We start from the raw sequence: 16,735 nt of genomic DNA on the forward strand, positions 1-16,735 counted from the left end.
ATTAGAATAAAATATTATAAATTAATACTTATTTATTAACTAATAATAGATGTAACCAATAAGTACTTATTGGTTATCATGAATAAAGTAGAGACAAATACTACCTAGTATCTATAATTTAGCCGTATAAAATTAAAATATTAAAACTTATGTAGTAAACTAAGCAATAGCAATTAGTAGTAGCATTAATAAAACTTTAATAAGGTATATACAATATATTAAAGTAATTTATACACTAATTAATTACTATAGGTTGATTATTGTATGCTCATAGATATCTATTCTGAAGAAAGTGTTCTTACTATTAAGTTAATTATCTGTTATCTCCATGCTAGAAAAGTGTTCAAATAAAAATATCAGTTTTCTAATAGATTATAGAACATTGGTATTTTTATTGCTAATGCATTATTATATCAACTAAAAATAAGAACACAACGTAATAGATAATAGATATGTAGTATTATTTTTAAACATGATGATAAAGTACAGGATTTACATGTCATAGATACTTATGCTAAATATAATATTTAATAGTTCTTATTTCTCAATTTCTATTTTATTATATTTACTAAAAGCTAAAACTATATTTCTACTACAACGTAGAAATATTTTTTAAAAATTTAACTAAAAATAACTAATAGTATTAATGTGATACTAGTAATTTAATAGATTATTTAATGGAAACAGTTAATAGCTTAATCACTATACTAAAATTCTTTTTATTAATACTATTACTACAATTATTAAGGTTATTAATTAGTCATTATTGTAGCCACTAGAGAATAATAAATTATTAACGAAAAGTTATATTAATTTAATACCCATGATACAAGAAAGGGGTTATATTAATAAATTACGTTAAGGTTTACTAGATTCTATAAACAAATTTTTATGAATTTCGTAATATAATACCTCGTAGTATAAAATTTCTCACTAATGATATTTAAGATCGATATATTTATATTTTATTGATTAAAATAAAAGATCTAAAATTCACTAGAAAGACTAAAGAACCCCTCTCTTTTTATCAATATGTTACTTTATTTATAGTGCAATAAAAGATGCCTTTAATTTATGACTTAATAAAAATATATCTATAACAGAACAACTAGTTAAATATACTTTAATCAATACTTTAAAACTAGTATATGTAGTTTAAAAACAATACGTAAAAAATAATAAATAGTTTAGTATTGTCAAGTAGTCTAGCAGACTATAGTTTATAAAATCTTATTTTTATTGAATTATTTTTAGTAAAAGAATATCTTGTTATTGTAAGGATTAGTAAATCGTACGTAATCGTAAATATTAAGCTATTATGCTATTAAAATTAATAACGAAAATATGTCTAAAACACTAACATAATAGTATATTACTAGCTAAAAGTTAAAAGATTGTCGTAATTAGTTATAAGAGAAGGTTGACAATTAACAATCTAGTTCTAAATAAAAGATATTAAGTAATACAATATTCAAGTTACATAATAGTACTCTAATATTAAAATTAATCAGTAAACTTTATATGTTATGAATACATTAATTATTAGTAACCTATTAGAAATTTTTTGTATTTACTGATAATTTATTAAAATAACTCAAAATACTACTTACTTTATATAAGAACTACGCTCTTTATTTATTTTTTCTTATCTAAGCAGTTACTTAGAAACTTAGAATAGCTTCTAAGTGCTAAAATTGTTACCCATACTGGTGCTTTACCTACCGGATAACGTGCTAATAAAATTAATTTTCCAGTATATTTATTAATGTTATAAACAGCAATATAATTAGATTGTTGCCCTGCAACAATTAAAAAATTACCGCTATAATCAATATTAAAACTGCGTGGTTGTGCTTCTGTTAGTTCATACCCTATAAAGGAAACTATAACACCGTCTTGTTTTACACTAAAAATTGCTAATATATTAGCCATACGATCACTTACATATAAATAAAACCCGTCAGGAGTAATATGAATATCAGCGGCCCAGCAAGTACCAGTAAAATCATTTAATAGTACGTTTAAAGTTTGTATTCGTCTATATTGTTGACCATTATCTGTAATTTGATAAACATCTACCGTGCTATTTCGTTCGTTAATACAATAAACAACTTGATAATAAGGATGAAATACCATATGACGTGGACCTGCTCCTTTTGCTGTTTTTACTTCTTTTTGTTGTTTATGTGGTGTTAATTTTCCATTAGTATTTAACTTGAATAGACGTATACAGTCTTCTTCTAGGCAAGGTACCAGTATAATTTGATTACCTGGATCAACATTTACTGAATGCGGTGTTGTTATATTATCTAATCGCTGTATTAATTTTCTTGCTACACCTTGGTTATCAATTTTATTAACGCTAATACAATTTGCACTATAGGATGCTGTGAATAAAAAACGTCCTTGTAAATCAGTTGAAATATATGTTGGCCTACCTGGCAATGGAGTATTAGCCACTTTTTTTAGCCTACCATCATCAGCAATATGATAAGTTAGTATAGCAAAATCTGGACATATACCCACGTATAAATAATGTTTATTAGGACTAACAGCCATAGATTTAATCTGCTGATTAAATACCTTTTCAGTTTGTAATAATATTAATTCACCTGTTAAATTTAATTGCCAAATATCAATCTGTGAGCTATTAAGGCTTGCTACATACACTACTTGTTTCATAATTTCTTTTTAATCAACCTTTTGTAACTGTTCAATATGATTGATATAGGAAAATCCATTATTTCTAAATATTGTTATAGCAGTAGGATTTTTTAAATATTCATAAAAAGCATTAACTTGTGAGTTTTCATGACCACGAATTATTGCTATAGAATATTCAATAGGATTATGACTTTGATCAGGAAAAACACCAACAACTCTAACTTTATCACTAGATACTGCATCTGATCCATAAATAATGCCTAATGGTGCTTTTGATCGTTCTACTAGCCCTAACACACGACGAACATCATTAGTAATAATAATATTTGTCGCTAATGTTGACCAAGCACCACAATATTTTAATGCTTGCTTAGCATAAACTCCAGCAGGATCATAGTCAGGGTCACTAAGTGCTAGGCGCTCTCCATCTAATAAATTTTTCCAATTAGTTTCTTTGTTAATAGTAACATTATAAATATTACTATCTATTGGTGCGATAAGGACTAATTCATTACCTAATAAAGTATAGCGACTAACAGGAATAATAGCTTGTTTTTTAGCAAGAAAATCCATAGATTGTTGATCAGCTGAAATAAATATATCTGCTACTATACCATTTGCTATTTGCTGTGCTAAAGTAGTAGATGACGCGTAAGAAATAACTACCTCTATTTGTTTTTCTATCTGATACTGTTTAACAATATCCTGTAATGCATTAGTTAATGAAATAGCAGCAAATAAAGTAACTTTTTCTACTGCTATAGCAGATAAATTCCCCACACAAATTAATATTATGCCAAAAATCCATTTATTCCACAGATACTTCATCTATTTCTCTTTATAAAAAATTATTAGTTAAACTAACTTATCTTAGAAATCAAGTTAAGTATGCTACTTAAATCATAAAATAGCCAAATATCATCACCACTATTATTATTAACACATCATACTGCTAATAATAAAAATTTTTAATAAATATAATATAATTACTTACTTAATCATATAATTAATAGTAATTTATATTACTGTCTATTAGTAAGTCTATTACTAGAATAATTTATATTTACAAAAAAATTTATTATATTTATAGACGATAAGTTTAAAATAGGCTCTTATGAGAACTATTTAGAATTATAAATAATGTATTATTTAATAATAATCAATATACGTATAGTAATTATAATACTTTATGTATCTTAATTATATAATACTTAGTTTTTTAAAAAACTAATAAAAAGTATTACTGTGCTACTTTATGTTAAATAATACAATAGAGTTACAATTAATCTATATTAAAATTTTTTAATAAAAAATAAAAATTATTAATACTATTAATAATTTTTATAATTAAATTATAAGTTACCTGCTATATATCTCATTCTTAGCTTTTGTAGCAATATCCTTAAAGGTAAGTATTATAAACTATATATCTATTAACTAAAACAAATATAATTCATTAAGTTTTCTAAAAGACACACTTACCATTAGTACTTATAATTATGGTGCTAATAATAATATTTTACATACTTAGAATAATCTAAGACCTAGCGTTTAAAGTGCTTAAAGGTAATCTTTTAGTATCTTTTGCTTGTTCTTAGGCTTAAATTTTATTAAATATAAATAATATTAAGTTAGAGCACTTTATAGAAATTAATAAGATAATATTATTTTTCTATTTTTTATGATTCAATTTTAATCAAACTATAAAAAAATTACTATATATTAAGTAATTATTGTATATCTAATTTATTTATATATATTATGAATAAATAATATAGACTCGATTCTATAAGTAAAAAATCTATTAAGAATTATTTATAAAAAAATTAAAATTGGCAGTATTTATTTTAAATATATTATATTTAATAAGAAGGTAATTTAAAAACTTACTTTACTTTATTTTCCTAAACAAACTTATGTAATTTATTTATTAAAAATAAGATAAATTTATAGTAAGGTAGCATCTCACTATAAAATTACTATTAACACTAAAATAAATCCTTTATAATAATAAAATTTATAACTATTAATATAAACTTCTGTATGACTGGGAAAGGACACTTAATTTTCTCTATCTCTTGTGTTATTTTTGCTCAAAAAGCTAGATTAACACCAGCACTTACACAAGGAGATTGGTGGCATACAATCTCAGCAGCATTACTAACTTCTTTATTGCCTGATATAGATCATCCAAGTTCTATTATTGGCCAGCAATTAAAATGGATTTCATTGTTTATGGCTAAACTTTTTGGTCATCGTGGCTTTACCCATAGCTTACTAGCAGTTTTTAGTAGTATAATCTTGATTCGTTCAGATATTTTTACTTATTGGTTTTTCTTACCAGATGATGTGTTACATGCTATGATTATTGGTTATTTTAGCCATTTATTAGCAGATATGTTAACACCAGCTGGTATTCCTTTGCTTTGGCCTTTTCGCTGGCGTTTTTGTGTTCCATTACTAAATTCTAGTAAAAATAATCAGTCTGAATATGTATTCTGTATATTATTACTAGGTTGTGCACTTTTTTGGCAATCTGATACCATCATTATTATAATATTTTATATTAAACAATTAAGAGCTTTTATTTTTTAATTATATTAAAGAATTAATAATATGAATATCACATTACATTAATTTTAAAGATTTATAGAAAAATTTATTATTTATAGTTAATGTACTAATATTAATCTTATTATTAGCGTAAACTTTATGTAAATAATTATAATATAAGTATTTTTAATTATTTTACTGTAAGAATTTTTTTTGGTTTAGTGCTTTAACGTATTAATTAATTAATTTAATATTATTAATATTTATGTAAGTTTATTTACACCTAATAATGATGTATTCAAATATATTAATTAATTTATTTTTATTAGATAATGTAATTTTTATTTACAAAATATTACAATAGTTAATAAAATAAGATATTTAGTAGAGAACATAATTAAAAAATTATTTTTTCATACTAAAACTGTTATCTTAGATATTATTTTAAAAATTTTATCTATACTTACCCTTGAATTTAAATAATAAATTTTTATCCTAGAAATAACATTTATTGAAAAAAATATTCCTTATTTTTTATAGTATTTATTAAAAAAAATATTCCTTACTCTTTGTAGATCCTCTGGGATATCAACTCCCCCTCCAGAAGGTATTTCCTGTGCTAGTTCTACGTGAATTTTTTCACCATGCCATAATATACGTAACTGTTCAAGTGACTCAACTTTTTCTATTGGACTAGATGGCCAATTAATATAACGCTGGATAAAAGCTGCATGATAAGCATAAATACCAATGTGCCGTAAAAAATTTTTATGAGTATTAATTTTTGATTTAAAAAAATGCTGATGATTCCAAGGAATTGGTGCTCTAGAAAAATAGAGCGCATAATTTTTCATGTCTCTCACTACTTTTACTACGTTAGGATTAAAAATATCATGACTATTTTTAATAGGTGCTGCTAGTGTCGTTATACCCGCACCGCATGTTGCTAAATTACTTACAACTTGTCGAATAATTACTGGAGGGATAAGTGGTTCATCACCTTGTACATTAACAATAATTTTATTGGCAGGAAATCTATATCGTTTAATAACCTCAACTAACCTCTCAGTACCATTCTGATGATCAAGTCTGGTAAGACAGGCTTCTCCTCCAGCAGCTTTAACAACCTTTACTACTGCATTATTATCAGTAGCAATAATTACTCGTTTAGCACCTGATTGTAGCGCTCTTTCCATGACATGTAACACCATTGCCTTGCCATTAATGTCAGCTAATGGTTTACCAAGTAAACGACGTGATTTATAACGAGCAGGAATAATAACAATAAAGCTCATATTAGTTTCTCATTAATAGCAAAAAGCAGTACATTGTTTAATAGAACAGGAATGCTCTTTTATACAAGATAAGCCTGCTTATCAGCCTTATATATTAATTTAAAATCTTTTTATTGAAAATAATCTGGCCATTACAGATTAGGCAAATAATAATTTTAGACAGATAGTAATTAATATTTTTATGAAGTAGTAAATAATTAATTTAGCTATTTATGTTAGGTATCTAATTTTAGAGATTATTTTAGAGAATAAAATAGTATAATATTTATTAACTTTTACCATAAGATATTAATTCTTTATATATGTATTATATTCTTTTAGTAGTTTACTTAACACTAATATGATTTGTATAAATAAAGATAATTTATATTAGTTATATTAAATAGTTACTATTTATTAGAATTATTTATAACTTTTATCTCGCTAAATAAATTATTAATTTGCTATCTATGAAGTAAATGTATCAAAATATTTTTTACTAATATTTAATAATACATTAAGTACTTTGGCAAAAAAATTAAAGTTACATAACTAATACTACAAAAAAATTATTTTAATTTACCCTACTAATAACATAAAATAATTTAAATTAGCATGATCATGCTAATCCATTATTATTCCTCTAAATATATAATTATAGGCACGACAATAATAATATTAATAATTAATTAATATCTAATAGTATATTTTTTGTAAAAAATAACTTTTTATAAGTTATCAAACATACTATATAGCAAAATTACTACATTTATCACTAATATTTAAATATATAAATTCTATATTTAATTAGTTAGTTTTATAGAAAATATTTCTAGTAACTATAATATATAGTGTTAGTTATAATATATAAATCAAAATTTAGTATATGTAATTATTATTACAACTCTCAAGATAAATATATTTATCACATAACCCTTGGTTAATAAGCGATTTTATCTTAACCAATAAAAATAAATGGGTAAAATAAAATTAATTAAATTAAAAGTTAGTTACTTAATAACCTACTTATTATGTGATCTTATTTTATTACTAGAAAAATATCCATAATAAATAGTATATCAATTACCTTGGCTGTGTTATTAACGATTAATATAATTACTTTTACTTAAAAAACATTTAATTATTCAAATTATAATCCTAAATATAGTTATTCATAATGTATTTAGGATCAAGTAAAATACTTTAATTTTTTATTAGAAATAATAAAATTAATTATATTAAAGCATTCTTTTATACATATATAAGAATAAATACTTACTTTATTATTAATATTTTATATTATTTTATATATTATATCGACTACCATGTAAATTTTAATAACAACTATAATCTACTATATAAGCTAAATAATAATTTTTATTATACATATAGAGCCTTTAATTAAAATTATATCTTGTTATATAAGTTAATTTATATAGTAACTAATATTATTAATATATAAATTTAATTACTATTTAATTATATATCCTATAATCCTAATATCTTTATACTTTTAATATATAGTACTATATTGTCTATTTTATTAAAGATAGCAATAGTTCTATCTTTTGTATAAAATATAATCTTTTTTTAAAGCAATTCTTTACTTAAGATAGTAATAATATAATCTGATGAAGTCAGTTATAAAATTAGTAATAAACCTACTACTCTAACTCCAATAATTAACGCATTACTAATATATTTGAGTGATATTAGCATAAAGTTAGCATAAGGTTTAATTTATAAAATAAAAAATTTTTTTATATTTTATTTAGCTAAGTAAAAGTTATAATTATAGATATTACCTATTTCATTTATAGATAATTAAAATTATCAACATATAAAAGACATAATACAAATTATTACCATTTAGTTAGCATTTGTGAAGTTTCTTATTAAATAAATCTAATAACTTAAAGTATATAATAATCTATATTTAGATAACTATAGTTATAAGTATTTGATATTATAGCTAATAATATAATTGATTAGTACTATTAACTTTATAAATATAATTTAATTATTTAATACTTTATTAATAATAATAAATAAAGTTTTACTAGTTAGTTTTAACACTATTATTAATAGATCTTTTAATAGTAGTTAATAATAATTATAAAATTAATATAAACTTATAGAATAAAGATTCAGGTTAGAGTATACATATTTATTTTATCAAGTTAGAATTATTAATTACCTTTATTTATATTTCTAATACTAAATTAGCAATATAATAAGTTCCCAAGGGTTATATTTAAAAACTTAAGTGTAATAAAAAATAGAATATAACGATATATTAATAATAAGGAATTTTCTAATTAAATTAGTAACTACATACAAAAAATATAAATACTATATTTTATTAATTAATTTTAAAAAATTATTAAATAAATTTTTTATAACTGAAATATTAACTATAAACATAATAGTATAAAATATAAACTAGGTTACTAATATAAATTAACACTCATAAAATAATGTATTAGATTCTATTTAACTATCTATATAGTACTTTTATTAGGATTAATTATTAGCACTATTATTTATTAAATTATATTTTTTAATAATACTATCACTATAGTAGGCACACTTATTAGTAGTATAGGTTACTTTATAGTACTAACTAGTTTGGATATTAATTAAATACTAATGGTAACTATTTTTTTATAAAATCATATAGTAAATTTCTTCCAAAAATAAATACTCTTACTCTATACAAGTATTAACATAATTTTCTAAGAAAGAGGTTCTATAAATTATTGAATAGTAAAAATACTAGAGAAGAGAAAAACTATATTTAATTAGCACTAAATAGTTTAGCTTAAAAATAATAAAAATATTTAATATTAATCTAACATAGTTAAAATACCTAAATTATATTAGATCAATATTAAAATAAGTAATGATATTTAAATTAAATATAATATAATTACAGTAATTTCTAATATGAAAATTAAATATAAAAGTTTTAGAAGAGGTTTTTTAAAATATTTCAATAAATTAAATATAAATAATATATAGCTTATACCAAGATATAATCTAAGCTAAGTCAGAATTAATAATATCATAAAAAATATATATTTTATCTTACGTAAGAATATTAGAAATCTTATATGATTACTAATATATAATCCTAAGATTTTTAAAATCTATTCAAAATTTATTACTATCATTATATAGAAAAAATACATGAACACAACGAAGTTAAATAATATTTACATAAACTAAAATTATTAATATTTAATAATTTAATCAATTTTTATATAAAATTTTAATAAAATAAAATTATTAATTAGTCTTCTATTGCCTCTCGTAATCTTTTCATAGCATTTTTTTCTAGTTGTCGAATACGTTCAGCAGAAATGTCATATTGACTAGCAAGTTCTTGTAAAGTAGATTTGCTGTTATTATTTAACCAACGAGCGCGAATAATATGCTGACTACGTTCGTCTAACTTCTCTAACGCATACGATAATTTATCTGCTGCGTGATTTTCCCAATTACCTTCTTCAATACCATCAGCAAAATCAGATTTTTTATCTTGCAAATACAAAACTGGAGCAATAAATTGGGTATCATTTGTTTCATCGTCTGGTGAAAAATCAAATGTCATATCTTGAGCGGACATACGTGATTCCATTTCTCGGACATCCTTCTTAGTTACGCCTAATTCTTTAGCAACCATATCTACTTCATCTTGATTAAACCAACCCAAGCGCTGCTTAGATTTTCGTAGATTAAAAAATAATTTACGTTGAGCTTTAGTTGTCGCAACTTTAACAATTCGCCAATTACGTAGAACGTACTCATGAATTTCTGCTTTAATCCAATGCACCGCAAATGATACTAAGCGCACACCTATTTCTGGATTAAAACGACATACTGCTTTCATCAAGCCAATATTACCCTCTTGGATTAAATCTGCTTGTGGCAAACCATATCCTGAATAGTTTCGAGCAACATGAGCAACAAAACGCAAGTGAGATAAAATTAATTGTTTAGCAGCATCTAAATCACCTTGATAATATAAGCGTTCAGCTAATTCTTGTTCTTCTTCTGCTGTTAACATCGGATAGACATTAGCAGCCCTAATATAAGCCTCTAGTCTTCCTTGTGGCATTAAAGCTAAAGTTTGCATTTCTTTGCTCATTCTGGTCCTCTTAATAAGTAGCATATACAAGATTTTATATATTACTACTATAGTTATTCTAACATGTTTAAATCTAAATTCAAGAGTTGATTCTCCATTATAATTTATCCTAAATATATATTTAAGTTTATCTAAATATAAATAGAATTTACTATGTATTTTTGTCTTTCAAAATGTTTTAAATAATCTTTATTAATAAATTATTTCATTATTCAAAATACTAATAATATTTAAAAAATACAAAAAAATTATATTGAATTGTAATTATTATTTTTATATAAGTAATTAATATAAATAATTTTAAATACTTTGTTTATAATTTGATTATTAAGTCTTTAAATAAAAATTTTTTATTTAAAGACTTAATAATCATTATTGCTAATCGTATAGTAAATACATATAACATACTTATTAATATTAATAGGTCTTAATGTATCTAAGTAAATTATATTTACTTAGATACATTAAGACCTTGAAAGTAAAAATAAAAATTCTATTATCCTAATTTACTATTAATTGTATAATATTTATTGGATTAAGTAATAAGATATATTTAATATAACTGTATTTCAATGATTACAAACTATTATATAGTGACTTTTGAAAATAAATATACTATAATAACCTTATAACTTAATATTTAATATAAATAATTTATTTTTGTATAATATTAAAATTGCTAATTTATTAAAATATTGCTATATATAGTTATTAAAATAAAGAAATTCTAAGATAAATTTATCGCATTAACTAAGGCAAGAATAAAAATAATTCATAATTTAGTAGAAATTAGCAATGTAATAAAAAGTACTATCTAATAGTAATTAAAATAAACAATAAAATTATTGACTACTTTTAGGTAGTTTCTTTAATATAATGTTATATTTTAACTTTATATACTAAACTATATTTTAGTAAAATCTAATAAAATAGATCTTATAATTTATATCAATAAACGTGGTTTCTTTATTAAATTCCTTATTTTTACAGTTATATTTTTAAATATTAATACAATATTTTTACAACTAAAATAACATGAAACTTAATATTTAGAATATATTAAATAATAGTTATTGTTATAGGTATATGTATTCTATGAATACTAGAATATTTAAGATGTGATGCTAAAAATAATATATTAAGATATATCTTATTATTTACCTATCCAAACCTAAAATCTATAGTAGTACTTTTATAGTTTTATTTATCTTAAGTTATAAGAGTGCTACTACAAATAAGAGTTTTATAAAAGATTTATGAATAAATAAAATAATTTTAACTAAATATGATATTCAAAAATAAAATTTATCTTATATTAAGAAATAATATATAAGATATCATAGAATTTTATACAACTGTATAGTTACCAATAATAATTAAGAGTTTAATTAAATATTATTTATTTTAAGTAAATATCTAATACACGTTTTAAATTTAAGAGCTAATTTATTTAGTAGCTAATATAGTTTAGTAAATTTTCATTTAGGATTAATACGTTCAGGATTAATGCGCTAATAACTAAAATAAAATCTAAAAAATATAATTCAACAGGGCTTGTGGTTTTTATTCTTCTTCATATACTAAGCCCTCTTGCTGAAGAGTTTAGCGCAAACATTGTGTAAAATAAGTCTTATACATTCAGGATTTGAGAAACCTAACTAGGCCTGCGCTAACAAAGAAAATAGAGTATTTTGTTAGAACTGATTTAAAATTTTAATAATTTATATTTACAAAAAAATAATACCATTAGTTTCTCTATACTGTTGCACTACTAGCCTCCAGGCAAACAATTTTTCTCTGTCGTATTTATTTCCCTATACTAAGGAATTTACTGTGTCTAATAATACAATTTCAATTAATAAGACAATAATACCAGAGCCTACTGCAATACGTCCACGTAAACGGCAACGAGATGCCGCACAACAATTTATTTCTACGCTAGAAGGTATAACTTTTCCTAATTCACGGCGCATTTATCAACAAGGATCACGGATAGATATCCAAGTTCCTATGCGTGAAATTAAACAAAGTCCAACACTCATTAGTGATACAATGGGCGCAGCACATTATGTAGATAATGAAGCAATTTATGTTTATGACACATCTGGTGCTTATGGGGATCCAGAAGTTCAATTAAATGTTAGAGCAGGTCTAACTAAATTACGAGCTAACTGGATTGCACAACGAAAAGACACTGAAACATTACCTATTGTCAGTTCTTATTTTACCCAACAACATTTATCTGATGAAGTGCTAGATCATTCATATTTTATACAGCGCCTTCATCCAATAAAAGCAATTACAGGCCAATCTATTACTCAGTTGTATTATGCACGTGCTGGTATCATTACTCCTGAAATGGAATTTATTGCTATTCGTGAAAACATGGGACGTAAAAAAATCTGTAGTAAAATATTATACCAACAACATTTAGGGCAATCTTTTGGCGCTAATTTACCAGAAAACATCACTGCTGAATTTGTACGACAAGAAGTAGCTGCAGGTCGTGCAATTATCCCTGCTAATATTAATCACCCCGAATCTGAACCAATGATTATTGGTCGTAATTTTTTAGTTAAAGTCAATGCTAATATTGGCAATTCAGCAGTAACATCTTCTATTGAAGAAGAAGTAGAAAAACTAGTTTGGGCAACCCGTTGGGGTGCTGATACAGTAATGGATTTATCAACAGGACGTTATATTCATGAAACTCGTGAATGGATTTTACGTAACAGTCCTGTACCTATAGGTACAGTACCTATTTATCAAGCATTGGAAAAAGTAAATGGTATTACTGAAAAATTAAATTGGAAAATATTTCGTGATACTCTATTAGAGCAAGCAGAACAAGGAGTAGATTACTTTACTATTCACGCTGGAGTACTACTAAATTATATTCCTATGACAGCAAAACGCTTAACTGGTATTGTTTCTCGAGGAGGTTCTATCATGGCTAAGTGGTGCTTGTCCCATCATCAAGAGAATTTCTTATACCAATATTTTCGCGATATTTGTCAGATTTGTGCTGCTTATGATGTTTCATTATCATTAGGTGATGGTTTGCGCCCTGGTTCAATTCAAGATGCTAATGATGAGGCTCAATTTGCAGAATTACATACCTTAGGCGAACTAACAAAAATTGCCTGGGAATATAATGTACAGGTAATGATTGAAGGCCCCGGGCATGTACCTATGCAGATGATCCGCCGTAATATGACAGAAGAGTTGGAACACTGCCATCAAGCTCCCTTTTATACATTAGGACCACTAATAACAGATATCGCGCCAGGTTATGACCATTTTACTTCTGGCATTGGGGCAGCAATGATTGGGTGGTTTGGTTGTGCCATGTTATGTTATGTTACACCAAAAGAGCATTTAGGTTTACCAAATAAAGAAGATGTTAAACAAGGATTAATTACTTATAAAATTGCTGCTCATGCTGCTGATTTAGCAAAAGGACATCCTGGTGCGCAAATACGTGATAATGCGTTATCTAAAGCGCGCTTTGAATTTCGTTGGGAAGATCAATTTAACTTAGCTCTTGATCCTATTACTGCACGTGCCTTTCATGATGAAACCCTACCACAAGTATCTAGTAAAGCAGCTCATTTTTGTTCAATGTGTGGCCCTAAGTTCTGTTCAATGAAGATTTCACAGGAAGTGCATAATTATGCCAACAAGTCTGCCTAACATAACCTTTGCCAGGATAAAACCTCCTTTAGGACTTTATCCTGTAGTAGATTCTTTGATTTGGATTAAGCGAATGTTAGATACAGGTGTAACTACTTTACAGCTACGTATTAAAAATTTAGAACATTCGCATAGAGAAAAAATTATTACTTGCGCTATTATGATAGCTGAACGCTATAAAGCAAGATTATTTATTAATGATTACTGGCAATCAGCCATTGAGTACCAAGCTTATGGCGTACATTTAGGGCAAGAAGATCTCATTAATGCAGACCTCAGTATTATTAGGAATGCAGGGCTCCGACTAGGCATTTCAACACATAATGAAAAAGAATTAGTAAAAGCACGTAAATTATATCCTTCTTATATTGCACTTGGTCATATTTTCCCAACTAAAACTAAAAAAATGCTTTCTTTACCACAAGGATTAGTAGCATTAAAACAACAAGTTATGAATATACCTGATTGTTTAACTGTTGCTATTGGTGGAATTAGCATTGAGTTAGTACCGCAAGTATTAGCATGTGGTGTTAATGGTATTGCGGTAGTGAGTGCTATCACACAGGCTAGTAATTGGCAACAAGCAACAGTTACTTTATTACAATTAATTGAAAAAGTAGGTAGTTAATGATGAATGATAACGATTTTTTACGTTACAGCCGTCAATTAATATTAGAAGAGATCGGTACTAAAAAACAGCATCAACTACAAGCTTCTCGTGTACTTATCGTGGGTATTGGGGGGCTTGGTTCGCCCGCTGCTCTTTATCTTGCAGCAGCTGGTATCGGCACTTTGTTGTTAGCTGATTACGATCTACTTGATATTAGTAATTTACAACGTCAAATATTATACCGTACTAATGATATTAGCCATAGTAAAGCTAAACTTGCGAAAAATCATCTACATCAACTTAATCCACATATAAATATTATTGCTATTAACAAGAAACTTGATAGCCAAAACTTGATGGATACGATACTAAATACAGATCTAGTACTAGATTGTAGTGATACCATGAGTTCTCGTCATAAAGTTAATATAGCCTGTATTACAGCACATAAAACCCTAATTAGTGGTAGCGCTATGGGTTTTAGTGGGCAATTATTAGTGATTGAACCGCCATACACCTATGGTTGTTATGCTTGTCTGTATCCCGATCAAAAAATAACACCACATAACTGTCATACTTATGGGATATTAGGTCCTGTAGTTGGCGTTATTGGTGCCTTACAAGCATTGGAAGCAATTAAAATTCTAATAGGAATGCCATCTACTTTAAGTGGAAAACTATATTTATTTAATGGTAAACAGCATAGTTGGCATACATTACAACTAAATCGTTCAATTCACTGCGCAGTTTGTAGCAAAATAATATATGAAAAATAGCCGCCTAATGGAGGAATACTATGAAAATTACGCTAAATGACCAATCCATGGAACTTAAAACTATTATAACCATTGATACTCTACTACATCAATTAGAACGACACCAACAAGGACATGCTATTGCAATTAATAAAAACATTATTCCTCGCAATGAATGGAAGACACATTTACTACAAGAGAATGATGAGATCTTACTGTTTCAGGCAATAGCTGGAGGTTAATATGTTAAAGTTTAATGATAAGTTAAAAATTGCTGATACCTTTTTTCACTCACGTCTATTTACTGGTACTGGAAAGTTTGCTAACTCAACATTAATGACAGATACACTACAGGAATCAGGTTCTCAGTTAGTTACTATCGCAATGAAACGAATTGATCTAAATATTAATTACGATGCGATCTTAACGCCACTACAACAACTTGACATCCAATTACTCCCGAATACTTCTGGTGCTAAAACAGCAAAAGAAGCTATTTTTGCTGCTGAACTAGCACGTGAAGCATTAGGTACTAACTGGGTAAAACTAGAAATTCATCCTGATATTAGACATTTATTACCTGATCCTATAGAAACCCTAAAAGCTGCAGAATCTTTAGTAAAAAAAGGCTTTGTAGTATTGCCTTACTGTAATGCCGATCCATTATTATGTAAACGATTAGAGGAAGTTGGTTGTGCTGCTGTAATGCCACTAGGTGCCTTTATAGGCTCTAATCTAGGCTTACGCACTCGTGATTTTCTACAATTAATCATTGAACAAAGTAACATACCAGTCGTGGTTGATGCTGGTATTGGTGCGCCTAGTCACGCATTAGAAGCAATGGAATTAGGAGTAGATGCCATATTAGTTAATACCGCTATCGCTGTTTCCCGTAATCCTGTCCAGATGGCATATGCCTTTAAATTAGCAATTCTAGCTGGTCGTTCAGCTTATCAAGCTGGTTTTGCACAACCTCAATCACAAGCTGTTGCTAGCAGCCCATTAACCGCTTTTCTCAAACAAATAAAAGATTAAA

At 25.7% G+C, this 16,735-nt stretch carries 9 protein-coding genes and 1 pseudogene; 6 read left to right on the forward strand and 4 right to left on the reverse strand.

Going from position 1 to position 16,735, the window contains the following annotated elements; all coding sequences use genetic code 11:
- Positions 1-1,635: 1,635 nt before the first annotated feature.
- Both pgl and modA read right to left on the reverse strand, forming a co-directional pair.
- Complete coding sequence (gene pgl / locus AB4W73_RS03420; RefSeq protein WP_367680423.1) at positions 1,636-2,682, reverse strand: 6-phosphogluconolactonase; 1,047 nt, start codon at positions 2,680-2,682, stop codon at positions 1,636-1,638.
- A gap of 9 nt (positions 2,683-2,691) precedes the next feature.
- Complete coding sequence (modA, locus tag AB4W73_RS03425; protein ID WP_367680424.1) at positions 2,692-3,492, reverse strand: molybdate ABC transporter substrate-binding protein; 801 nt, start codon at positions 3,490-3,492, stop codon at positions 2,692-2,694.
- Positions 3,493-4,707: 1,215 nt separating this feature from the next.
- Here modA and AB4W73_RS03430 point away from each other — a divergent pair.
- Positions 4,708-5,259, forward strand: a complete 552-nt coding sequence (locus AB4W73_RS03430; RefSeq protein ID WP_367680425.1) for a metal-dependent hydrolase — start codon at positions 4,708-4,710, stop codon at positions 5,257-5,259.
- A 485-nt stretch (positions 5,260-5,744) separates the two neighbouring features.
- On the opposite strand, the gene kdsB is transcribed toward AB4W73_RS03430, so the two are convergent.
- On the reverse strand, positions 5,745-6,512 hold the full coding sequence (kdsB, locus tag AB4W73_RS03435; RefSeq protein WP_367680426.1) for a 3-deoxy-manno-octulosonate cytidylyltransferase: 768 nt from the start codon (positions 6,510-6,512) through the stop codon (positions 5,745-5,747).
- A gap of 3,271 nt (positions 6,513-9,783) precedes the next feature.
- Positions 9,784-10,641 (reverse strand): RNA polymerase sigma factor RpoH, encoded by an 858-nt coding sequence (gene rpoH / locus AB4W73_RS03440; protein ID WP_367680427.1) that lies wholly within the window; start codon positions 10,639-10,641, stop codon positions 9,784-9,786.
- A 1,833-nt stretch (positions 10,642-12,474) separates the two neighbouring features.
- On the opposite strand from rpoH, the pseudogene thiC reads away from it, so the two are divergent.
- The 5 genes and pseudogenes from thiC to AB4W73_RS03465 form a co-directional block, all read left to right on the forward strand.
- Positions 12,475-14,319 (forward strand): annotated as a pseudogene (gene thiC / locus AB4W73_RS03445) (phosphomethylpyrimidine synthase ThiC); the annotation flags it as partial.
- A complete protein-coding gene (thiE, locus tag AB4W73_RS03450; RefSeq protein ID WP_367680428.1) occupies positions 14,315-14,962 on the forward strand; it encodes a thiamine phosphate synthase in 648 nt (215 codons plus the stop codon). The pseudogene thiC and the gene thiE, both read left to right, overlap by 5 nt.
- The gene (locus AB4W73_RS03455; RefSeq protein ID WP_367680429.1) at positions 14,962-15,720 is read left to right on the forward strand and encodes a ThiF family adenylyltransferase; all 759 of its coding nucleotides are present in this window, start codon (positions 14,962-14,964) and stop codon (positions 15,718-15,720) included. Before thiE ends, AB4W73_RS03455 begins: the two co-directional genes overlap by 1 nt.
- Before the next feature lie 20 nt (positions 15,721-15,740).
- Positions 15,741-15,941, forward strand: coding sequence for a sulfur carrier protein ThiS (thiS, locus tag AB4W73_RS03460; protein WP_367680430.1), 201 nt, complete (start codon positions 15,741-15,743; stop codon positions 15,939-15,941).
- Position 15,942: 1 nt separating this feature from the next.
- A complete protein-coding gene (locus AB4W73_RS03465) occupies positions 15,943-16,734 on the forward strand; it encodes a thiazole synthase (protein ID WP_367680431.1) in 792 nt (263 codons plus the stop codon).
- Position 16,735: the final 1 nt, after the last annotated feature.

This window comes from Candidatus Fukatsuia anoeciicola (assembly GCF_964059965.1).
In the GTDB taxonomy this organism is placed as follows: domain Bacteria; phylum Pseudomonadota; class Gammaproteobacteria; order Enterobacterales; family Enterobacteriaceae; genus Fukatsuia; species Fukatsuia anoeciicola.

Bases quoted from the DNA above. Each gene is read 5' to 3' on its own strand.
- pgl (WP_367680423.1), bottom strand. From the start codon at position 2,682: ATGAAACAAGTAGTGTATGTAGCAAGCCTTAATAGCTCACAGATTGAT.
- modA (WP_367680424.1), bottom strand. From the start codon at position 3,492: ATGAAGTATCTGTGGAATAAATGGATTTTTGGCATAATATTAATTTGT.
- AB4W73_RS03430 (WP_367680425.1), top strand. From the start codon at position 4,708: ATGACTGGGAAAGGACACTTAATTTTCTCTATCTCTTGTGTTATTTTT.
- kdsB (WP_367680426.1), bottom strand. From the start codon at position 6,512: ATGAGCTTTATTGTTATTATTCCTGCTCGTTATAAATCACGTCGTTTA.
- rpoH (WP_367680427.1), bottom strand. From the start codon at position 10,641: ATGAGCAAAGAAATGCAAACTTTAGCTTTAATGCCACAAGGAAGACTA.
- thiE (WP_367680428.1), top strand. From the start codon at position 14,315: ATGCCAACAAGTCTGCCTAACATAACCTTTGCCAGGATAAAACCTCCT.
- AB4W73_RS03455 (WP_367680429.1), top strand. From the start codon at position 14,962: ATGATGAATGATAACGATTTTTTACGTTACAGCCGTCAATTAATATTA.
- thiS (WP_367680430.1), top strand. From the start codon at position 15,741: ATGAAAATTACGCTAAATGACCAATCCATGGAACTTAAAACTATTATA.
- AB4W73_RS03465 (WP_367680431.1), top strand. From the start codon at position 15,943: ATGTTAAAGTTTAATGATAAGTTAAAAATTGCTGATACCTTTTTTCAC.